18 protein-coding genes and 1 pseudogene are annotated in these 20176 nt (G+C 58.6%); 14 read left to right on the forward strand and 5 right to left on the reverse strand.

Annotated features, from left to right (window positions below):
* Positions 1-35 precede the first annotated feature (35 nt).
* The 3 genes from xdhB to uraH all read right to left on the reverse strand — a co-directional run bounded on the left by xdhB (position 36) and on the right by uraH (position 4356).
* Positions 36-2396, reverse strand: coding sequence for a xanthine dehydrogenase molybdopterin binding subunit (gene xdhB / locus ACZ5SR_RS12985; protein WP_464449076.1), 2361 nt, complete (start codon positions 2394-2396; stop codon positions 36-38).
* Entirely contained in the window at positions 2397-3869 is a 1473-nt protein-coding gene (gene xdhA, locus ACZ5SR_RS12990; protein WP_464449077.1) for a xanthine dehydrogenase small subunit, read from the reverse strand.
* A 133-nt stretch (positions 3870-4002) separates the two neighbouring features.
* The gene (uraH, locus tag ACZ5SR_RS12995) at positions 4003-4356 is read right to left on the reverse strand and encodes a hydroxyisourate hydrolase (RefSeq protein ID WP_464449078.1); all 354 of its coding nucleotides are present in this window, start codon (positions 4354-4356) and stop codon (positions 4003-4005) included.
* Between the two features lie 169 nt (positions 4357-4525).
* On the opposite strand from uraH, the gene ACZ5SR_RS13000 reads away from it, so the two are divergent.
* The 7 genes from ACZ5SR_RS13000 (at position 4526) to ACZ5SR_RS13030 (ending at position 10775) form a co-directional block, all read left to right on the forward strand.
* Positions 4526-5191, forward strand: coding sequence for a GntR family transcriptional regulator (locus ACZ5SR_RS13000; protein ID WP_464449079.1), 666 nt, complete (start codon positions 4526-4528; stop codon positions 5189-5191).
* Between the two features lie 13 nt (positions 5192-5204).
* Positions 5205-6161 (forward strand): allantoinase PuuE, encoded by a 957-nt coding sequence (puuE, locus tag ACZ5SR_RS13005; RefSeq protein WP_464449080.1) that lies wholly within the window; start codon positions 5205-5207, stop codon positions 6159-6161.
* An 82-nt stretch (positions 6162-6243) separates the two neighbouring features.
* Positions 6244-8019: a 2-oxo-4-hydroxy-4-carboxy-5-ureidoimidazoline decarboxylase gene (gene uraD / locus ACZ5SR_RS13010; RefSeq protein WP_464449081.1), complete on the forward strand. Its 1776-nt coding sequence runs from the start codon at positions 6244-6246 to the stop codon at positions 8017-8019.
* Complete coding sequence (locus tag ACZ5SR_RS13015) at positions 8016-9269, forward strand: M20 family metallopeptidase (RefSeq protein ID WP_464449082.1); 1254 nt, start codon at positions 8016-8018, stop codon at positions 9267-9269. Before uraD ends, ACZ5SR_RS13015 begins: the two co-directional genes overlap by 4 nt.
* A 108-nt stretch (positions 9270-9377) precedes the next feature.
* On the forward strand, positions 9378-9605 hold the full coding sequence (locus tag ACZ5SR_RS13020; RefSeq protein ID WP_108371460.1) for a ParD-like family protein: 228 nt from the start codon (positions 9378-9380) through the stop codon (positions 9603-9605).
* Positions 9602-9877 carry a type II toxin-antitoxin system RelE/ParE family toxin gene (locus ACZ5SR_RS13025; RefSeq protein WP_464449083.1) on the forward strand — a complete coding sequence of 92 codons (276 nt, stop codon included), beginning with the start codon at positions 9602-9604 and terminating at the stop codon, positions 9875-9877. Before ACZ5SR_RS13020 ends, ACZ5SR_RS13025 begins: the two co-directional genes overlap by 4 nt.
* 52 nt (positions 9878-9929) lie before the next feature.
* Positions 9930-10775: a phytanoyl-CoA dioxygenase family protein gene (locus ACZ5SR_RS13030; RefSeq protein WP_464449084.1), complete on the forward strand. Its 846-nt coding sequence runs from the start codon at positions 9930-9932 to the stop codon at positions 10773-10775.
* Here the strand turns inward: ACZ5SR_RS13030 and ACZ5SR_RS13035 are convergent.
* Positions 10772-11665: a YgaP family membrane protein gene (locus ACZ5SR_RS13035; protein ID WP_464449085.1), complete on the reverse strand. Its 894-nt coding sequence runs from the start codon at positions 11663-11665 to the stop codon at positions 10772-10774. The genes ACZ5SR_RS13030 and ACZ5SR_RS13035 overlap by 4 nt on opposite strands.
* A 242-nt stretch (positions 11666-11907) precedes the next feature.
* On the opposite strand from ACZ5SR_RS13035, the gene ACZ5SR_RS13040 reads away from it, so the two are divergent.
* The 7 genes and pseudogenes from ACZ5SR_RS13040 to ACZ5SR_RS13070 all read left to right on the forward strand — a co-directional run bounded on the left by ACZ5SR_RS13040 (position 11908) and on the right by ACZ5SR_RS13070 (position 19219).
* Positions 11908-13389, forward strand: a complete 1482-nt coding sequence (locus ACZ5SR_RS13040) for a nucleobase:cation symporter-2 family protein (RefSeq protein WP_464449086.1) — start codon at positions 11908-11910, stop codon at positions 13387-13389.
* Between the two features lie 258 nt (positions 13390-13647).
* Positions 13648-14682 (forward strand): ABC transporter substrate-binding protein, encoded by a 1035-nt coding sequence (locus tag ACZ5SR_RS13045; protein WP_464449087.1) that lies wholly within the window; start codon positions 13648-13650, stop codon positions 14680-14682.
* Positions 14683-14807: 125 nt separating this feature from the next.
* On the forward strand, positions 14808-15626 hold the full coding sequence (locus tag ACZ5SR_RS13050; RefSeq protein ID WP_062402671.1) for an ABC transporter ATP-binding protein: 819 nt from the start codon (positions 14808-14810) through the stop codon (positions 15624-15626).
* A gap of 13 nt (positions 15627-15639) precedes the next feature.
* Positions 15640-16407 (forward strand): annotated as a pseudogene (locus ACZ5SR_RS13055) (ABC transporter permease).
* A gap of 12 nt (positions 16408-16419) precedes the next feature.
* Positions 16420-17250, forward strand: a complete 831-nt coding sequence (locus tag ACZ5SR_RS13060) for an urease accessory protein UreD (RefSeq protein WP_464449088.1) — start codon at positions 16420-16422, stop codon at positions 17248-17250.
* A 261-nt stretch (positions 17251-17511) separates the two neighbouring features.
* Positions 17512-17925, forward strand: a complete 414-nt coding sequence (locus tag ACZ5SR_RS13065) for a TIR domain-containing protein (RefSeq protein WP_464449089.1) — start codon at positions 17512-17514, stop codon at positions 17923-17925.
* Positions 17926-17953: 28 nt separating this feature from the next.
* Positions 17954-19219, forward strand: coding sequence for a tetratricopeptide repeat-containing protein (locus tag ACZ5SR_RS13070; protein ID WP_464449090.1), 1266 nt, complete (start codon positions 17954-17956; stop codon positions 19217-19219).
* A gap of 251 nt (positions 19220-19470) precedes the next feature.
* Here the strand turns inward: ACZ5SR_RS13070 and urtE are convergent, their stop codons facing one another.
* On the reverse strand, positions 19471-20175 hold the full coding sequence (gene urtE, locus ACZ5SR_RS13075; RefSeq protein WP_464449091.1) for an urea ABC transporter ATP-binding subunit UrtE: 705 nt from the start codon (positions 20173-20175) through the stop codon (positions 19471-19473).
* Between the last annotated feature and the right edge of the window lies 1 nt (position 20176).

Genomic DNA, 20176 nt, shown 5'->3' on the forward strand with positions numbered 1-20176 from the left:
TGCCCGAAAACGCTTCGGGCCTCCTGCCAATCAGATCAAAGGCCCGCAGTGGCCTTGGCTTTTTCGCAGGCCATCAAGATGCGCTCGGGCGTGGCGGGTGCGTCCATGTACACCACGGCTTTGTGGTCGGCGCTGGCCGCCACCGCATCGCGCAAGGCGAAGAAGGCCGATAGGCCCAACATCAAAGGCGGCTCGCCGGTGGCCTTGCTGTTGAAAGGCGTGGGCTTCAAGTTGGCGTTGTCGAACAAGCTCACATTGAAGTGCTCAGGGATATCGCCCGCCACCGGAATTTTGTAGGTGCTGGGACCGTGCGTGAGCAGCTTGCCTTTCTTGTCCCAAATGCACTCTTCCATGGTCAGCCAACCCATGCCTTGCACATAGGCGCCTTCGATCTGGCCCCTGTCCAATGCGGGGTTGATGCTGCGGCCCACATCGTGCACGATGTCCACGGCTTTGAGCCACCACTCGCCGGTGCGGGTGTCGATCTCGACTTCGCTCACGGCAGCGCCGTAGCAGTAGTAATAGAACGCACGGCCGTTCAGGGTGGTGAAGTCGTATTTGATTTCGGGCGTCATGTAGAAACCCGTGACCGACAAGCCCACACGCTCCATGTACGCTTGCTTGGTCAAGTCGGCCCACTTGACGGACTTGCCGCCACCGTGGACTTCGTTGTTCGCGAAAGTCACATCACCCTCAGCGCAACCCAGCATGCGCGCCGCCACAGGCTTCAAGCGCTCACGCATTTGCGCGGTCGCGTTCATGATGGCCGCGCCGTTGATGTCGGCACCGCTCGAAGCCGAAGTGGCCGACGCGTTGGGCACTTTTTGTGAATCGGTGGCGGTGATGCGTACATGGTCCACGCTGATGCCCAAACCATCGGCACACACCTGCGCCATCTTGGTGTTCAGGCCCTGGCCCATCTCTGTGCCGCCGTGGTTGCAACTCACCGAGCCGTCCATGTAAACCGCCAGCAGCGCGCCGCCCTGGTTCAGGTGCGTGGCGGTGAAACTGATGCCGAACTTCAAAGGCACGAGCGCCATGCCGCGCTTGCGGGTTTTGCTCTTGGCGTTGAAGGCTTGCACTGCGGCGCGGCGCTCGGCGTATTTGGATTCCTGCTCCACCTGGTCGATCACCTTGTCGCCCACCCAGTCTTCAATGAGCTGGTTGTATTGGGTGGTCATGGTGTCGGGCGTGCCGCTGATGGCGGGGTCTTTGTAGAGGTTGAGCTTGCGCACTTGCAGTGGGTCTTTGCCCAAAGTCATCGCGATCTCGTCCATCACCGTTTCGATGCCGAACATGCCTTGTGGGCCGCCGAAACCCCGGAAAGCGGTCGCGCTTTGCGTGTTGGTTTTGCAGCGGTGGCTCACCAGCTTGAGTGCAGGCAAGTGGTAGGTGTTGTCGATGTGCAAGCAAGCACGGTCGTTCACCGGGCCCGAATAGTCGGTGCTGTAACCGCAGCGCGACATGAGCGTGATGTTGGCACCCAAAACGCGGCCGTTGTCGTCAAAACCCACTTCGTAGTCGATGCGGAAATCGTGCCGCTTGCCGGTGATGGTCATGTCGTCGTCGCGGTTCACGCGCAGCTTGACAGGCTTTTGCAGCTTATGCGCGGCCAAAGCAGCACTCTGGCTGAAGATGCTGGCGTTGCCTTCTTTGCCACCAAAGCCGCCACCCATGCGGCGGCAAATCACCTCCACATCGTTGGTGTGCAGGTTCAGGGCATGTGCGGCTTCGCGCTGGTTGCCGTCGGGGTGCTGGGTCGACACGTACAGCGTGAGCTGGCCGTCTTCTTTGGGCACGGCGTAAGTGATCTGGCCTTCGAGATAGAACTGCTCTTGCTGGCCGGTGTTGGTGCTGCCCTTGATTTTGTGCGGGGCGCTGGCAATGGCTGCCGCTGAGTCACCGCGCGTGATGCCCTTGGGGGGCATGATGAAGCTGTTGGCCGCCATGGCCTCTTGGATGGTCAAGATGGGCGTGAGTTCTTTCACCAGCACCTTGGCTTTTTTAGCGGCTTCGCGGGCGTAGAGCATTTCGCGCGCCACAACCACGGCCACGGCTTGGCCAATGAACTCGACCTTGCCAGCGGCCAGGAAGGGGTCGTCGTGGATGATGGGGCCGCAGTTGTTTTCGCCGGGAATGTCTTTGGCCGTGTAGACCGCCACAACGCCGTGCTCCTTGAGGATGGCTGCGCGGTCAATGCCGTCGCCAATCAACTCGCCATGCGCCACAGGCGACAAGATGAGCGCGGCATACAAGGTGCCTGCGTGCTCGGGGATGTCGTCGATGTAGGTGGCCGAGCCGGTCACATGCAAGTGCGCGGACTCGTGAACGATGTCGGTGCCTTGCTGAACGCCCGAAACAGGCAGCAGGTTTTTGAGTGCGGTCGGAGCGTTCATTCAAGCCACCTCTTTCTGTTCTTCGATGAATTCAAGGGCCAGGTTACGGGCCACCAATGCGCGGTACGCCCATGTGGCGCGCAAGCCGTCACGGGCTGTGAAGCTGGCGGCGATCGCGGCGTCCAGATCGGCAGCTTTCACATCAGCGGGCAACTTGCCCTCCAAAACGGCTTCCAGTTTAGGGGCACGGCAAGGCGATGGGGCCAGGCCGTTGTAGGCCAGCTTCACGCCACTCAGCTTGCCGTCTTTCAGCGTGTAGCTGATGGCGGCACACGTGGCCGAAATGTCTTGTTCAAAACGCTTGCTGACCTTGTGGGCGCGGAACACTTGGCCCGCCACGGGCTTGGGCAATTCAACGGCCTCGATGAACTCGCCGGGCTCCATCACGTTTTTCTTCATGCCGGTGTAGAAGTTGTCCAGCAGCACCTTGCGGGTCTTGTCGCCACGGCGCAGCAGCAAGCTGGCGCCCAGCGCCATCAGGCAAGGCATGGTGTCGCCAATGGGTGAACCGTTGGCAATGTTGCCCGCCAGCGTGGCCGTCGAGCGGATGGGCGGCGAGCCAAAGCGGCGCAGCACTTCGGTGAAGTCGGGATAAGCCTTGGCCACCAGCGATTCGACTTGCGTGAGCGACACGGCAGCGCCAATGCGCCAAGCGCTGGACGTTTCTGTCACCTGACGCAGCTCGGTCACATTGCCCAAATACATGATGTGGTCGGGGCGTGAGAACTGTTTGTTGACCTGCAGACCAATTTCGGTGCTGCCCGCCAACAAGGTGGTGGTGGGGTTCTTGACCAGATAGTCGGCCACTTCAGCGATGGTGGCGGGCGAGACGAATTCATTGCCCTTTTTGGTGCGCACCACGGGCTGCACGATGATGTCGCCGTCCAGGCTCAGGGTGGGCACGCTGGCGCGTTTGATTTCTTTGAGCAAAGGCACATCGGCGCTGTCGTCGATCTTGAGCGCTTCGGGCTTGGCACAGGCCTTGGTGGCCGATTCGATGATCGGCTTGTAGCCGGTGCAGCGGCACAGGTTGCCGCTCAGCGAATCGGTGATCTGCTGGCGGTTGGGCATGGGCAAGACCTGCACCAGGTTCACCAGACTCATCACGATGCCGGGCGTGCAAAAACCGCACTGCGAACCGTGGCACTTGATCATTACTTCCTGCACCGGGTGCAGCGTGCCATCGGCTTTTTTCAGGCTCTCGACGGTTTTGACCGATTTGCCATCCAAAGAGGGCAACAACTGAATACAGGCGTTCGTAGCCACATAGTCCACGCCCGTTCCTGCAGCATTGAGCTCACCCACCATCACCACACAAGCGCCGCAATCGCCTTCAGCGCAGCCCTCTTTGGTGCCAGTGCGGTGCAGCTCCTCGCGCAGATAGTCCAGAACGGTGGTGGTGCGGCGTTCGCCTTGGGCTTCGACGATGCGGCCGTCGAGCACGAAGCGCACGGTGTTGGTGACTTGGGTCATGTTGGGGAGGGGATGGTGTAGATAAAGGGCAATGCTCCGATTTTAAGGAGTCAGGACCTTCGCTGGGCGGCTTTTCGACGGATTAATTGGGATCTGACCCCGATTAATTAATTGGGGTCAGATCCCAATTGTTTTAAGAGCCGCGATAGGTCGAGTAGCTCCAAGGACTGGCCAGCAAGGGCACATGGTAGTGCTGGTCTTCGTGGGCGACGCCAAAGTCCAGCGATACACGGTTCAAAAAGTTGGGCTCGGGCAGCTCCACGCCTTTGGCTTTGAAGTAGTCACTCACATTGAAGACCAAGCGGTAAGTGCCTTTGCGCAGGCTGGCGTGGTCATACAACATGCCGTCAGGGTTGCGCCCGTCATGGTTGAGTGTGAAGGTTTTGACTAAGGTGGCCTGTTCGCCTTGGGTGGTGAAGAGTGAAACCTGCATGCCCGCAGCGGGGCAGCCGTGCATTGTGTCCAGAACGTGTGTGCTCAATCCCATGGTGTGCTCGCTTGTCTTGAGTGGGGGTGAAAAAGGGTGGTTTTGGCAAGGCTTTGAAAAGCCCTTTAAACCGGTCGACCGAAGTGTATACAATTTTGCTTTTTGTGGCTATCATTTGCGCCACAGACACAAAAACACCTGGGCCAACAGCCCCAAGGGACTGCGAGACATGGAAACTTCCACCACGCACCACATCGTCGAATCGCTGACCCGCGCCATCGTGGAACACCGGCTTTTGCCAGGTTCCAAGCTGGCCGAGCAAAAGCTGGCAGACCACTTTGGCGTGTCTCGCACGCTGGTCCGCCAGGCGCTCTTTCAGCTATCGCAAAACAGGCTGATCCGGCTCGAGCCCGCACGCGGCGCTTTTGTGGCCGCCCCCTCGGTCGAAGAAGCACAACAGGTCTTTGCCGTGCGCCGTATGCTGGAGGCCGAGATGACACGCGCTTTTGTGCAGCAGGTCACGCCTGAACAAATCGTGGCTCTCAGAGACCACATCAAACAAGAGCGCGAAGCCGTGACGCAGGGCGATGTCACCGGCCGCACCGAGTTGCTGGGCGACTTCCATGTGCGCATGGCCGAATTGATGCACAACGACGTGCTGGCCCAGGTGCTGGGCGAGTTGATCTCACGCTGCGCCCTGATCACGCTGATGTACCAGTCGCGCAACGAAGCCGAGCACTCGACCGACGAACACGTGGCCATCGTGGCCGCGCTGGAAGCCAAAGACAGTGACAAAGCCGTGCGCCTGATGCACGAGCACCTGTTGCACGTGGAGGCCAGCCTGACCTTTGACCGCAAAGTGCCCACGCACGACATTTCCCTGGCCTTGGCCTAAAGCGTAAACGACCATGAGCACTTACGACAGCACCCTCCCCTATCCCCGCGACCTGAAAGGCTATGGCCGCCACGTGCCGCACGCCCAATGGCCCGGCGGCGCCCGCGTGGCGGTGCAGTTTGTTTTGAACTACGAAGAAGGCGGCGAAAACTCGGTGCTGCACGGCGATGCAGGCTCCGAACAATTCCTGTCTGAAATGTTCAACCCCGCGTCCTTCCCCGAGCGGCACATCAGCATGGAAGGCATTTACGAATACGGCTCGCGTGCGGGCGTGTGGCGAATCCTGCGCGAGTTCGAAAAGCGCGGCCTGCCGCTCACGGTGTTTGGCGTGGCCACTGCGCTGCAAAAGCACCCCGAATTGACCGCTGCCTTCCAGGAGCTGGGCTACGACATCGCCTGCCACGGCCTCAAGTGGATCCATTACCAAAATGTCGATGAAGCCACCGAACGTGCCCACATGGCCGAGGCGATGGACATCTTGCAAAAGCTCACGGGCGAACGCCCCTTGGGCTGGTACACCGGGCGCGACAGCCCCAACACACGCCGATTGGTGGCCGACTTTGGCGGTTTCGAATACGACAGCGACTACTACGGCGACGACCTGCCGTTTTGGATGAAAGTGAAGAAGAGCGACGGCACGGATGCACCGCAACTCATCGTGCCCTACACCCTCGACTGCAACGACATGCGCTTTGCGCTGCCGCAGGGCTATTCACACGCAGACCCGTTCTTTCAGTACATGAAGGACACCTTTGACGCGCTGTACGCCGAAGGCAATCCAGAGGGTGAAAACGCCCCCAAGATGATGAGCATCGGCATGCACTGCCGCTTGCTGGGTCGCCCCGGCCGCATCACCGCACTGCAACGCTTTCTGGACCACATCCAGTCACACGACAAGGTCTGGGTGGCACGGCGCATCGACATCGCACGGCACTGGAAAGCCACACACCCTTACAAGGAAGAACTATGAGCCCCCACGTTCGTCACTTCGTGTACTCACTGCCCCCCCAGGGGGCGCTGCGCTCCTTGGGGCGGCCCGGCGGAGAGCAGACATGACCATCACCCTCGACCAACTCAACCACGCATCCGCTGCAGACGCCGCTCAAATGCTCGACGGCCTGTACGAGCATTCCCCTTGGATTGCCGAGCAGGCTTTGGCGCAACGCCCCTTCACCTCGCTGGCGCACCTCAAACATGCCATGTGCGAAGTGTTGGCGCACGCCGGGCGCGACGCACAGCTGGGCCTGATCCGCGCCCACCCGGAGCTGGCGGGCAAGGCCATGGTCAGCAAGTCGCTCACGGCTGAATCGACCAACGAGCAAACCAAAGCAGGCCTGACCGACTGCACGCCCGAAGAGTTCGCCAAAATCCAAAAGCTCAACGCCGATTACAACGCCAAATTTGGCTGGCCCTTCATCTTGGCCGTGCGTGGCCCGCGTGGCGTGGGCTTGAACAAAAAACAGATCATCGACGCCTTTGAGCGCCGCCTGTTCGGCCACCCCGAGTTTGAGTTGCAAGAGTGCCTGCGCAACATCCACCGCATCGTCGAGATCCGCCTGAATGACAAGTTTGGTGTGGAGCCGACAATGGGTCACCAGGTGTGGGACTGGCAAGAACAACTCGCACAACATTCCGACCCCGGCTTTGCCGAGCTGGGCCAACTCACGGTCACTTACCTCACCGACGCGCACCGCGCCTGCGCCCAGCGCATCACACAAAACATGCGCGACTGCGGTTTTGACGAGGTGGATACCGACGCCGTGGGCAATGTGGTGGGCCGCTACCACCCCGCCACTGCGGGTGCCAAATACCTGATGACGGGCAGCCACTACGACACTGTGCGCAACGGCGGCAAATACGACGGACGCTTGGGCATCTTTGTGCCCATGGCCTGCGTGCAACAACTGCACCGGCAGGGCAAGCGTTTGCCCTTTGGCATCGAGGTCGTCGCCTTTGCCGAAGAAGAAGGCCAGCGCTACAAAGCCACTTTCCTCGGCTCGGGCGCGCTCATTGGCCAGTTCAACCCTGCTTGGCTGGACCAGCAAGACGCCGACGGCATCACCATGCGCGCGGCCATGCAGCATGCGGGTTTGAACATCGACGACATCCCCAAAATCCAACGCGACCCTGCGCAGTACCTCGGCTTTGTCGAAGTGCACATCGAGCAAGGTCCGGTGCTCAACGAAGTGAACATTCCGCTGGGCGTGGTCACCTCGATCAACGGCAGCGTGCGCTACCTGTGCGAAATCATCGGCACCGCCAGCCACGCGGGCACCACCCCCATGGACCGCCGCCGCGACGCGGCCTGCGCCGTGGCCGAACTGGCGCTGTACATGGAGCAACGCGCAGCGAAAGACGGCGACAGCGTAGCCACGATTGGTCAATTGCAAGTGCCCAACGGTTCCATCAACGTGGTGCCAGGCCGCTGCTTGTTCAGCCTGGACATGCGCGCCCCGACCGATGCACAGCGCGACGCCCTGGTGGCCGATGTGATGAGCCAACTCGACCAGATTGCCGAGCGCCGTGGCGTGCGAGTCAAAGCCGAGCTCACCATGAGCGCCGCCGCCGCGCCCAGCGCCCCCGAATGGCAAGCGCGCTGGGAACGCGCCGTGAGCGCCTTGGGCGTGCCGCTGTTCAAACTGCCCAGCGGCGCAGGCCACGATGCGATGAAGCTGCACGAAGTCATGCCACAAGCCATGCTGTTTGTGCGCGGTGAAAACGGAGGCATCAGCCACAACCCACGCGAATCCACCACCAGCGACGACATGCAGCTGTGCGTCGACGCATTCACCCATGTTTTGAACCAACTCTCTCAGGAACTGTCATGAGCGCTACCGCCCAACAATACGCACAACTCGACACTTGGATCGACGCGCACTTCGACGAACAGGTCAAGTTTTTGCAGGCCCTGGTGCAGGTGCCCACCGACACCCCACCCGGTAACAACGCGCCGCATGCCGATCGCACCGCCGATCTGCTCAAGCCCATGGGCTTTGACGCAGAAAAGCACCCCGTGTCCGCCTCCGAAGTCCAAGCCTACGGCCTGGAGTCGATCACCAACCTGATCGTGCGCCGCAAATATGGCGAAGGCAAAACCATTGCCCTGAATGCCCACGGTGACGTGGTGCCGCCTGGCGAAGGCTGGACACACCCGCCCTATGGTGGCGAAATCCATGGGGGTGCCATGTACGGCCGCGCCACCGCTGTGAGCAAGTGCGACTTCTCCACCTTCACCTTTGCCACGCGGGCGCTCGAATCGTTGAACGCCCCGCTCAAAGGCGGTGTGGAACTGCACTTTACCTACGACGAAGAGTTTGGCGGCGAAATGGGCCCCGGCTGGTTGCTGGCCAAGGGCCTGACCAAGCCCGACCTGATGATCGCGGCAGGCTTCAGCTACCAGGTCGTCACCGCGCACAACGGCTGCCTGCAAATGGAAGTCACCGTGCAAGGCGAGATGTCGCACGCCGCCATCCCCGACAGCGGCACCGACGCATTGCAAGGTGCAGTGCACATCTTGAATGCCCTGCTCGCCCTCAACACGCAATACCTGAAGGTCACTTCCAAAGTCGAGGGCATCACCCACCCGTATCTCAACGTGGGCCTGATCGAAGGCGGCACCAACACCAACGTGGTGCCCGGCAAAGTCAGCTTCAAGCTCGACCGCCGCATGATCCCCGAAGAGAATCCGGCCGAGGTGGAGGCGTCCATCCGCCAAACCATTGCCGACGCCGCTGCCAGCTTCAAGCCCCCACGCGGTGGCCATGCGCTGAATGTGGATGTGCGCCGCATGCTGCTGGCCAACGCCATGAAACCGCTGGCGGGCAACCAACCGCTGGTCAGCGCCATCCAGAAACACGGAGAACAAATCTTCGGTGAAGCCATCCCTGCCTTGGGCACACCGCTTTACACCGACGTGCGCCTGTACGTGGAGCGCGGCATCCCCGGCGTGATCTACGGCGCAGGCCCGCGCACCGTGCTCGAATCCAACGCCAAACGCGCCGACGAGCATGTGCAGCTGGAAGACCTGCGCCGGGCGACCAAGGTGATTGCACGCACGTTGCTGGATTTGCTCAGCTGAAGGCGAATGGTCGACGCGCCGAGACCAACGACAACGGCGGTTCTCGGTGCTTGACCAAGGAATCCTTGAAATGCTACATTTGTAGCAATCAACTTCAAGGTGAATCTCATGGGCATGCCCGTACGCATCGACGACACGCTTTACGAACAGGCCAAAGCACACGCCAGCGCTGAACGGCGCACCATTGCCGGACAGATCGAATTCTGGGCCATGGTCGGCAAGGCTGCTTTGGACAACCCCGACTTGCCCATCGACTTTGTGCGCGAACTCATGATCGCTCGGGCAGAAGGTCCCGTTCTGGCAACGCCATTTGTGCCCCAATCGCGCGCAGCATGAGCCCAGTGCAGGTTCTTCAAAGTGCGGCTTTTGCGCGCGCCTACAAAAAACTCCATGCTCCTCAGCAGGCTGATGCAGACAGCGCGGTCGAAGCCATCGTCAACGACCCCGGCTTGGGTGAGGCCAAAAAGGGCGACTTGTCGGGCGTATTTGTCTACAAATACCGCAGCCAACAGCAATTGATGCTGCTGGCCTACGAATATGACCCCGGCACGCGCATGCTCCTGCTGTTGGGATCGCACGAAAACTTTTACCAAAAGCTCAAGCGCTGAACGGCTTATTGCACAGCGCTTGTACTCTCGTTAAACGGATAACTTCATCAACATGACCAGCCCAGCCGTAGCCACCCTCCGACAACGCGTGCAGGCCTGCACCACCGACCAAGACGTGGCCGATTACCAGCGCGATGGTGCGGTGTGCATCCGCAACTTGTTCACGCCTGAAGAAGTGGAACTGCTCAAAAGCGGCATCGAGGCCAACCTTGCCAGCCCCAGCCCGCGTGGCATGGTGGCCAGTCGGCCAGACGACCCGGGGCGGTTTTTTGAAGACTTTTGCAACTGGCAGGGCATCCCGCAGTTCAAGCGCTTCATTTTTGACACGCCTCTGGCCGCGCTGGCCCAGCGCCTGATGCAAAGCACCACAGTGCGGCTGTACCACGACCACCTGTTGGTCAAGGAACCCGGCACACGCCAGCGCACGCCTTGGCACCAAGACCAGCCTTATTACAACGTCGACGGCCTTCAAAACATCAGCTTCTGGATTCCGGTGGACCCGGTGTCTCGCCCGTCCACGCTGGAGTTCATCGCGGGCTCACACCGTGGCCCCTGGCTCATGCCGCGCACCTTCATGACCAATCAAGCCAAATGGTTCCCCGAAGGTTCGCTGGCCGAATTGCCCGACATCGACAAGCACCGCGAAGACTTCCCCATCTTGGGCTGGGACTTGCAGCCGGGCGATTTGGTGTGTTTCCACATGCTCAGCCTGCACGCCTCTGCCGGGGTGGACGGTACGCAGCGCAGGCGCGTGTATTCGGTGCGCTTTTTGGGCGACGACATGACCCACGCGCCAAGGCCTTGGGTGACTTCGCCGCCCTTCCCAGGGCTGGACCAAGAGCTGCCAGCAGGCGTGCCGATGGACCATGCGCTGTTTCCGCTGATGCCTGGGCTTTAACCCCGTTTCAGATACACCTTGACGAAACTGCTCTTGAGCTGATCTGCCTGTGCGGGCATTGCCCCCAGGTTTCCGGATTGCGCCAATGTCAGCAGCTCATCCAGGTTTTTGCGAATGGCCTGGATTTCGGCGTCGTTGGCTTCCAGTTCCACAGGTTTGAACTTGTCGCTGAGCATTGGATGCAGTTGCTTGACTTTTTCCACGTCTTTGGCATTCGCAGCGTCCAGGATCAGCTCCATCGCATCATGAAAATCCACCAGCGCGACGGCCAACATGGAAAACCCATTGCGCTTGAAAATGTCCTGAAACACGGGGCGGATTTTTTCCAGATCCAGATGCGCCTGATGCAGATCGCCATCGCGCACCAAAGGCTCAACCGCCGCCATGATCACCGCCACCTGCTGCAAATCGCTCACCAGTTGGCGGTCGCCCCTGAGGGCATAGGGCTGATAAGCGCTGTATTTGCGCTGAAAAACCGCATAGCCTGACACCATTTTTTCCCAATTCGCTACGGCTGAGTTGCGTTCATTTTTGCCCGTCAGAAACAGCGTTTGTTTGTAAAAGTGGTTTATCGCGTTGAACTCTTCCAAAAAGAGTTTGCGACTGAAAAAAACACTCCCATAACTGCCACCGACAAGCAAGGCCAACAAAGCCAACCACCCCAACCAGCGCCAGATGGTGCTCACTTTGCCGACGGCCAACTGCGCTGTGCTCATGCCCAGTAATCTGTACAGGGGACAAAACTGCACACCCGCCGTGGCCACCAGCACCACCGCCCCAGCGTAAGCGGCCCATTGCCAAGCCCCTGTCAGCCAAAAATAGCCCCCTTGCGCCAGAACGATGGCCAAAGCCAGACGACACCAGCGGTCGATCTGATGGATGTTTTTCATGGAGATACCTTGTGTTGGATCACCCAAAGGCTTTTGGTGATGTCCGGTTTCAGTATCAACACCTCTGCCCCGACTGGTATTGATCCTGATCACGGGGCCGGAATCTTTTTCAAATCTGGCTGCACCGGGGTATTCCCTGAGGTCAAATCCGGATATTTTGTATACAGTTTCGAACACAAAGAAGCACGCATCTAGTTTCTTTGCAGTTTTCCCCCTCTGTTTTCTTTTCAGGAGACCCCTCCATGAGTTCAACCATCCACCCTGTTGACGAGCATTTGCCCAATGGCAAGCTCGCCGCTTTGGGCCTGCAACATGTGCTAGTGATGTATGCCGGCGCGGTGGCCGTGCCCTTGATCGTGGGCCGCGCCCTCAAGCTCAGCCCTGAACAAGTGGCCATGCTGATTTCGGCCGACCTGTTTTGCTGCGGTCTGGTCACGCTGATCCAATCGCTCGGTGCCACCCAGTGGTTTGGTATCCGGCTGCCCGTGATGATGGGCGTGACGTTCGCGTCGGTCGCCCCCATGGTGGCCATGGCCAACAACAACCCGGGCGTTCAAGGGGCTGGACTGATCTTCGGGGCCATCATTGGCGCGGGGGTGATCTCGATCTTGATTGCGCCCATCGTGAGTCGCATGCTGCGGTTTTTCCCGCCAGTGGTCACCGGCACCATCATTGCGGTCATCGGCATCAGCTTGATGCGCGTGGGCATCAACTGGATTTTTGGCAACCCCTTCGGCCCCACAGCGCCCAGCATCCCTAACCCGGAACACCTAGCTTGGCTCGATGCCGCCAAACAAGCTGCCACCACGGGTGCAGTGCCCCCCGTGCCTGCAGGCATGAACATCGTGGGCTCGGTGCCCAACCCCAAGTACGCGCAGCTGTCGCACATCGGCATTGCCGCCATCGTGTTGGTGTCCATCTTGCTGATTGCCAAGTACGCCCGTGGCTTTGTGTCCAACATTTCGGTGCTGCTCGGTATCGTGATCGGTGGCGTGGTGGCCACAGCCGCTGGTCTCATGAACTTTGACAAAGTCAGCAAAGCCGGCTGGTTTGACCTGGTGCTGCCCTTTGAAATTGCCACACCCGTCTTTGACCCCATCCTGATCCTGACCATGACCTTGGTGATGATCGTGGTGATGATCGAGTCGACCGGCATGTTCCTCGCCTTGGGCGATTTGACCGGCAAAAAAGTCGATCAAAAAATGCTCACTGCCGGTCTGCGCACCGACGGTCTGGGCACGCTGATCGGCGGCATCTTCAACACCTTCCCCTACACCAGCTTCTCGCAAAACGTGGGCTTGGTGGGCGTGACGGGCGTGAAAAGCCGCTTCGTTTGCGTGGCCGGGGGCGTGATCCTGATCGTGCTGGGTCTGCTGCCCAAAATGGCCGCTTTGGTCGAGTCGCTGCCCACCTTTGTGTTGGGCGGTGCGGGCTTGGTGATGTTCGGCATGGTGGCCGCCACCGGCATCCGCATCTTGGCCAACGTGGACTACAAGGGCAACCGCAACAACCTGTTCATCGTGGCGATTTCGATCGGCTTTGGCATGATCCCGCTGATTGCCCCACGCTACCTGCAGTGGATGCCGCACAGCATCCACCCGCTGATCGAGTCGGGCATCTTGCTGGCCTCTATCAGCGCTGTGCTCTTGAACCTGTATTTCAACGGCTCCAAGGGTGACAGCAGCGAAGCCATCGAAGCTGCCAAACAAGCCGACTCGCATTGAGTTGAATCAAGGCGCCAGAAGAGACCCCCGACTTGTTCGGGGGTTTTTACTTTTGGCCTGGCCGAACCGGCTTTGGTCTGTGCAACCGCGCTGGGGCTGAGCTGAAAGCCCCAATTTGGTGCCTATTTCGGTTGAAATGGGCACCAAAACAGGGGATTTATAGGGGATGAACCTGACATACACCGTCAGGTACTTGCCGGATAATGGCACCGAATTTGCTAGACAAGATTCACCGTTTATTTGACTTTGGAGCCCCACATGAACAAGCGTTTCTTACTCAAGGCCACGGCCGCACTGGCAGCAGCCGCCTCTTTTGGTCTGGCACATGCCCAAAGCACCCCCATCAAGTTTCAGCTCGACTGGCGCTTTGAAGGCCCAGCGGCTTTCTTCCTGCAGCCTGCAGCCAAAGGCTATTTCAAGGACGCCAAGCTGGATGTGACGGTGGACTCTGGCAACGGCTCGGGTGGCGCTGTGACCCGCGTGGCTTCTGGCACTTACGACCTGGGCTTTGCCGACTTGGCCGCCCTGATGGAATTCCACGCCAACAACCCCGACGCACCCAACAAGCCTGTGGCCATCATGATGGTCTACAACAACACCCCCGCCTCGGTCATGGCTTTGAAGAAGTCCGGCATCAAGACCCCTGCTGACTTGGCAGGCAAAAAGCTGGGCGCTCCCGTGTTTGACGCCGGTCGCCGCGCATTCCCCATCTTCCAGAAAGCCAACAGCATTGGCAACGTGGCCTGGACCGCGATGGACCCACCTTTGCGCGAAACCATGCTGGTGCGCGGTGATGTGGACGCCATCACCGGCTTCACCTTCACCTCACTGCTCAACATCGAAGCGCGTGGCGTGAAAGCCGAAGACGTGGTGGTCATGCAATATCCTGACTTTGGCGTCAAGCTCTACGGCAACGCGATCATCGCCTCGCCCAAGATCCTGAAAGAGAACCCAGCCGCTGTGAAAGCGTTCCTGGCTGCCTTCACCAAGGGTGCCAAGGACGTGATGGCCGACCCGGCCAAAGCCATTGAATCGGTCAAGGCCCGCGACGGCATCATCAACGTGGCGCTCGAAACTCGCCGCCTGCAATTGGCCATCGACACCGTGATCAACAGCCCATCGGCCCGCGCCGAAGGCTTTGGCCAGATCAACGGCCCCCGCATGACGCTGATGGCCTCGCAAGTGTCCGACGCCTTCAACACCAAGACCCGCGTCAAGGCCGAAGACATCTGGAACGGCTCGTTCTTGCCCACCGCCAAAGAACTGGACATCTTGCCCAAAGGCAAGAAGTAAACCTGCGCCAGCTTCGGGGCATGCTGCCCCGGCGCTCCGGGCCCACCGTCACCCTGCTTGGGTCGGTGGGCTTTTACAGGGCGTAGCGTGTATACACTTTCGAACACCATTTTCGAGCTCTCACCATGACCCAAGAATCATTCGTTGATTTCCAGAATGTCTGGCTGGCCTACAACGACGAGTTGCTGGCGCAAAACCACTTTGCCGTTGAAGACATCAACCTGCAGGTCAAGCAAGGCGAGTTCATCGCCATCGTTGGACCATCGGGCTGCGGCAAGTCCACCTTCATGAAGCTGACCACGGGTCTGAAAATGCCCAGCAAAGGTCGCATCTTGGTTGACGGCCAGCCGGTCACCGGACCGCTCAAAATCAGCGGCATGGCGTTTCAAGCCTCGTCCTTGTTGCCTTGGCGCACCACGCTCGACAACGTGCTGCTGCCGCTCGAAATCGTGGAACCCTACCGCTCCAACTTCAAGCAAAAAAGAGAAGAGTACGCAGAACGCGCCCGCAAATTGCTCAACACGGTGGGCCTCGGTGGTTACGAAGACAAGTTCCCTTGGCAACTGTCAGGCGGTATGCAGCAACGCGCCAGCATTTGCCGCGCCTTGATCCATGAGCCCAAGATGCTGCTGCTCGACGAGCCCTTCGGTGCGCTCGACGCCTTCACGCGTGAAGAACTCTGGTGCATCTTGCGCGACCTGTGGACCGAGCAAAAGTTCAACGTCATTTTGGTCACACACGACCTGCGCGAATCGGTGTTCTTGGCCGACACGGTGTACGTGATGAGCAAGAGCCCCGGCCGCTTTGTGGTCAAGCGCGAGATCGACCTGCCACGCCCGCGTGACCTAGAGATCACCTACACGCCCGAATTCACCAACATCGTGCACGAGCTGCGCGGCCACATCGGTGCGATGCGCAAGACCGGTACGGCCATCAACCAATAAGCGGGAGCCCCTCATGAACAAGAAATCCCTCGAAAGCTGGTCCCCCTGGATCTTGCTGGTGCTGAGCATCCTGGTCTAGGAAGGCCTGTGCCGCGCCTTCAACGTGTCGGAATTCGTCTTCCCCAGCCCTTCGCGCATCGCGCAGCAAACCATCGAATACCGCGACGTGATCGCGGGCCACGCCTGGCGCACCTATTGGGTGACCATGGTGGGCTTTGGCATCGCCATCGTGGTGGGCGTGCTGCTGGGCTTCATCATTGGCAGCTCACGCCTGGCCTATGCCGCCGTGTACCCGCTCATGACCGCCTTCAACGCCTTGCCCAAAGCGGCCTTCGTGCCGATTTTGGTGGTGTGGTTTGGCATCGGCATCGGCCCCGCCATCCTCACGGCTTTCCTGATCAGCTTTTTCCCCATCATGGTGAACATCGCCACCGGCTTGGCCACGCTGGAGCCTGAGCTGGAAGACGTGCTGCGCGTGTTGGGTGCCAAGCGCTGGGACGTGCTGGTCAAAGTCGGTCTGCCCCGCTCCATGCCTTACTTTTACGGCTCGCTCAAAGTCGCGATCACCTTGGCCTTTGTGGGCACCACCGTGTCCGAGATGACGGCATCAAACGAAGGCATCGGCTACCTGCTGATCTCTGCCGGTTCGGCCATGCAAATGGGCCTGGCGTTTTCTGGCTTGGTGGTGGTGGGTGCGATGGCCATGGCCATGTACGAACTGTTCAGCGCCATCGAAAAGCGCACCACCGGCTGGGCACACCGCGGCTCGCAGGGCGAATAAGGCCAAGCCAGCATGACCTGGCACGCCAGCCTGCAGCTCGACTACACGCTGGAGTCCGAACGCAGCGTCGCCCGCTACCTGCACAACGGGCCGCTGCGCATTTTGCAAAGCCTCTACCCTGAAGGCGATGCCATCTGCCACAACGTGCTGGTGCACCCGCCCAGCGGTCTGGTGGGCGGGGACATGCTGGACATGCGCGTCACCGTGGGCGCGGGGGCCCATGGCCTGGTCACCACACCCGGGGCCACACGCTTTTACCGGTCTGAAGCAGGCCTGGCCACACAACAAGTGCATGCGCGTGTGGAAACCGATGCACGACTGGAATGGCTGCCTTTGGAAGCGATTGCCTACACCGGTTGTGATGGCCTCAACCGCGCTGTGTTTGACTTGGCCCCCGGAGCAGAGATGATGACCTGGGACATCACCGCTCTGGGTCTGCCTGCCGCTGACATGCCCTATGTGCAAGGCACTTTTCGCCAACACTTGGAAATCCCCGGCGTGTGGCTGGAGCGCGGCACGATCAACGCCACCGACAACCGCCTGATGGACAGCCCGCTCGGTCTGGCTGGCCAGCGGTGCATGGCCACGCTGGTATTTGCTGCGGGCAGCGCCATCGCTGACGAGCGCATTGAACGGGCTCTGGCTTGTGCCCGCGAACTGCTCGAAGCGTCAGAACTGCGCCTGACCGCCGGCGCCACCTCACCGCACAAACAGGTCATCGTGCTGCGGGTGCTGTCACCCGTGACCGAACCTGCGATGCAATTACTTAGGCAAGTGTGGGCGGCTTGGCGGCATGAGATGTGGTCTTTGCCGGGCACAGTGCCTCGGTTGTGGCATCTTTGAACTTTGAGAACGCTCGGCAATCAAAGTCCGCTACAGGCTGGTAGCAGCCCTTCGCCTTAGACCCTCTGGCCGAAATGTCACGACCCGTAGCGGTCACCCGATTGAGGCTAAAAAGCGTCTTTAAATGTTGGTGAAATTTATTGGCGATCGTCGATATTTTAAAAATAAAACACTTAATTTCGACACCGTTTCACTGTGCACATGAAGTCTTTAGTGCTATTATTTAGAATAATTATTTGAATCTTAACCACTGGACACTGTATGCCTCCGTTGAAGACTTATATCGGTTTCATTTCCCATGCGTGGAAATATCACGATGAATACGCGCGCCTGACAGGAATGCTCAAAGAGGCTCCAAATTTTTCTTTTCGCAACTCATCAGTCCCAAAGACTGACCCCATTCCTACGCCAATCACAGATGCAAAGCTCAAGGCCGCACTTGATGAGCAGATCCGCATTGCAAATATCGTGATCATTCTTAGCGGCATGTACGCGGCACACAGTGATTGGATCAGCACCGAGATCGCCATCGCTGCAAAATATCAAAAACCAATCATCGGCGTAGTTCCATGGGGTCAGCTGCGCATCCCGGATGTTGTTCAAACAGCTTCTAAAGAAATGGTTCGCTGGAATACCGACAGCATCGTTGCTGCTATACGCAAGCACGCACTGTAATTTCCAACCGTCGAATCAAGGCTAAAAGATGTCATCAGAAAATCAGGGGCAAGCACTGGAAGACAAGTTGTGCTTTGTTGTCATGGGCTTCGGCAAGAAGACCGACTATGAAACTGGGCGCACTCTCGACTTAAATGCAACTTACCGCGAAATCATCAAACCTGCTGCTCTTGCAGCGGGCCTGCGATGTATACGTGCAGATGAGGTCATGCACTCGGGTCACATTGATTTGCCCATGTATGAAATGCTCTTACGTGCCGAACTTGTGATTGCTGACATCTCGACTGGAAATCCAAACGCCTTGTATGAGTTAGGTGTTCGACATGCGCTCAAGCCTTTCTCTACCATCATCATGAAGGAGAGCCAAGGAAAGCTGCATTTCGACCTAAACCACACGAACACCTTCGCTTATGATCATTTGGGTGATGACATTGGTGCAAGTGAAGCGCGGCGAGCCATGCAAGATCTCACAACGCTGATCACTGAAGTGATCCGCATTCAAAAACCTGATAGCCCTGTCTATACATTTATTCCTAGCTTGATTCAGCCACGAATGTCTGACGAGCAAATTGAAGCTCTAATCCAGCATAGTGAAGAGAGCGAAGAGCGGATCGCTCATATCCTTGAGTCAGCTGAGAACGCAATACGTTTAGATCAATTTGATACAGCTATTGCAAATTTTCAGCACGCGTCAACGATCAGACCCAAAGATACTTACATCATCCAGCGTCTGGCTTTGGCAACATACAAAAGCGCTAAGCCATCCAAAATTGCTGCTCTGGTCAAGGGCCTAGCAATCATCAACAGCCTTGAGCCGGACAACTCGAATGACCCGGAAACGCTAGGTATTACAGGCGCGATCTACAAACGGCTATGGCAAGTCACTGAAGACGTAGCCGAGCTGAACCTTGCCATTAAATATTACGGACGAGGTTTCGATATTCGTCGAGATTACTACACGGGTGAGAACCAAGCCATTTGCCTAAATTACCGAGCAGTGATCGATAGTGACCCAAATGAACAGAACTACTATCGCGTAAGCGCGCGCAAGGTTCGCGAAGAACTAGAAGTGATTCTGAACAGCATTTTGAACTCCCCCACTTTTGCAGAGCGTTCCGACAAAAAGTGGGTCCTTGCTTCGATGGCGCATGTGTTAATTGGCCTAGGCAAAAAGGAAGAGGCTCAGAACTACGAGCGACGTTTCTTGGAGTACCAAAAAGCAGGGGGACTGGCTCAATGGGAAATTGATACATACATGACAGGTAAATTGGCTGTCGAAAAATTCGCTGCCTAGCTGCATTCCAGCTGCATAAGCTTCCGTTCTGCGCAACAAGCCAAGCACCACGTGCTGAGCGGCCCCCACTGAACATTGTCAGAACTTCCGGGATCGTTCAACCTCGCGGAAAGGCTTAGATCAAGTAAGCGACTCAGATGTGGAAGACAGGGTAGCCATCGGCGATAACGCGCGAATGACCGCAGACGCTGCTCACCAGTCAACCGCCCGTTCATGCCAATTTTTTACAGCAATATTGCTTCAGAGTCTCCTCAAATCGCCACCAACTGCTGGATGTTCTTTTCCTTCATCTCGCTCCCCGGTCCGCGTGCGATCACTTCGCCCCGCTCCATCACAAGGTAATGGTCGGCCAGTTCTTCGGCAAAGTCGTAGTACTGCTCACACAGCAACACCGCCATGCGCTGGCCTTGCAGGCCCACATCGGCCAGCTGGCGGATCACGCGGCCGATGTCTTTGATGATGCTGGGCTGAATGCCTTCGGTCGGTTCGTCTAGGATCAACAGGCGCGGCTTGGCGGCCAAGGCGCGGGCAATGGCCAGTTGCTGTTGTTGACCGCCTGATAAGTCACCACCCCGGCGGTGCAGCATCTGCTTGAGGACTGGGAACAGCTCAAACAACTCCGGAGGGATCGGTGTACCGCCGGGCTGTGTGGCCAGGCCCATCAGCAGGTTGTCTTCGACCGTCAGGCGGGCAAAAATTTCGCGGCCTTGCGGCACGTAGCCTATCCCGGCTGCAGCACGTTCATAGGGTTTGGCATGGCTCAAGTCTTTGCCGTCCAACGTGACGCTGCCGCTTTTGATCGGCACCAAACCCATGAGTGATTTGAGCAAAGTGGTCTTGCCCACACCGTTGCGGCCCAGCAGCACCGTGACTTGGCCCAGTTGCGCATTCAGACTCACATCGCGCAGGATGTGCGAGCCGCCGTAATACTGGTGGATGTTTTGGACTTCAAGCATG

Source organism: Limnohabitans sp. TEGF002, from assembly GCF_055395845.1.

Coding starts and splice junctions, on each gene's coding strand:
- xdhB (WP_464449076.1), bottom strand. CDS start 2,396: ATGAACGCTCCGACCGCACTCAAAAACCTGCTGCCTGTTTCGGGCGTT.
- xdhA (WP_464449077.1), bottom strand. CDS start 3,869: ATGACCCAAGTCACCAACACCGTGCGCTTCGTGCTCGACGGCCGCATC.
- uraH (WP_464449078.1), bottom strand. CDS start 4,356: ATGGGATTGAGCACACACGTTCTGGACACAATGCACGGCTGCCCCGCT.
- ACZ5SR_RS13000 (WP_464449079.1), top strand. CDS start 4,526: ATGGAAACTTCCACCACGCACCACATCGTCGAATCGCTGACCCGCGCC.
- puuE (WP_464449080.1), top strand. CDS start 5,205: ATGAGCACTTACGACAGCACCCTCCCCTATCCCCGCGACCTGAAAGGC.
- uraD (WP_464449081.1), top strand. CDS start 6,244: ATGACCATCACCCTCGACCAACTCAACCACGCATCCGCTGCAGACGCC.
- ACZ5SR_RS13015 (WP_464449082.1), top strand. CDS start 8,016: ATGAGCGCTACCGCCCAACAATACGCACAACTCGACACTTGGATCGAC.
- ACZ5SR_RS13020 (WP_108371460.1), top strand. CDS start 9,378: ATGGGCATGCCCGTACGCATCGACGACACGCTTTACGAACAGGCCAAA.
- ACZ5SR_RS13025 (WP_464449083.1), top strand. CDS start 9,602: ATGAGCCCAGTGCAGGTTCTTCAAAGTGCGGCTTTTGCGCGCGCCTAC.
- ACZ5SR_RS13030 (WP_464449084.1), top strand. CDS start 9,930: ATGACCAGCCCAGCCGTAGCCACCCTCCGACAACGCGTGCAGGCCTGC.
- ACZ5SR_RS13035 (WP_464449085.1), bottom strand. CDS start 11,665: ATGAAAAACATCCATCAGATCGACCGCTGGTGTCGTCTGGCTTTGGCC.
- ACZ5SR_RS13040 (WP_464449086.1), top strand. CDS start 11,908: ATGAGTTCAACCATCCACCCTGTTGACGAGCATTTGCCCAATGGCAAG.
- ACZ5SR_RS13045 (WP_464449087.1), top strand. CDS start 13,648: ATGAACAAGCGTTTCTTACTCAAGGCCACGGCCGCACTGGCAGCAGCC.
- ACZ5SR_RS13050 (WP_062402671.1), top strand. CDS start 14,808: ATGACCCAAGAATCATTCGTTGATTTCCAGAATGTCTGGCTGGCCTAC.
- ACZ5SR_RS13060 (WP_464449088.1), top strand. CDS start 16,420: ATGACCTGGCACGCCAGCCTGCAGCTCGACTACACGCTGGAGTCCGAA.
- ACZ5SR_RS13065 (WP_464449089.1), top strand. CDS start 17,512: ATGCCTCCGTTGAAGACTTATATCGGTTTCATTTCCCATGCGTGGAAA.
- ACZ5SR_RS13070 (WP_464449090.1), top strand. CDS start 17,954: ATGTCATCAGAAAATCAGGGGCAAGCACTGGAAGACAAGTTGTGCTTT.
- urtE (WP_464449091.1), bottom strand. CDS start 20,175: ATGCTTGAAGTCCAAAACATCCACCAGTATTACGGCGGCTCGCACATC.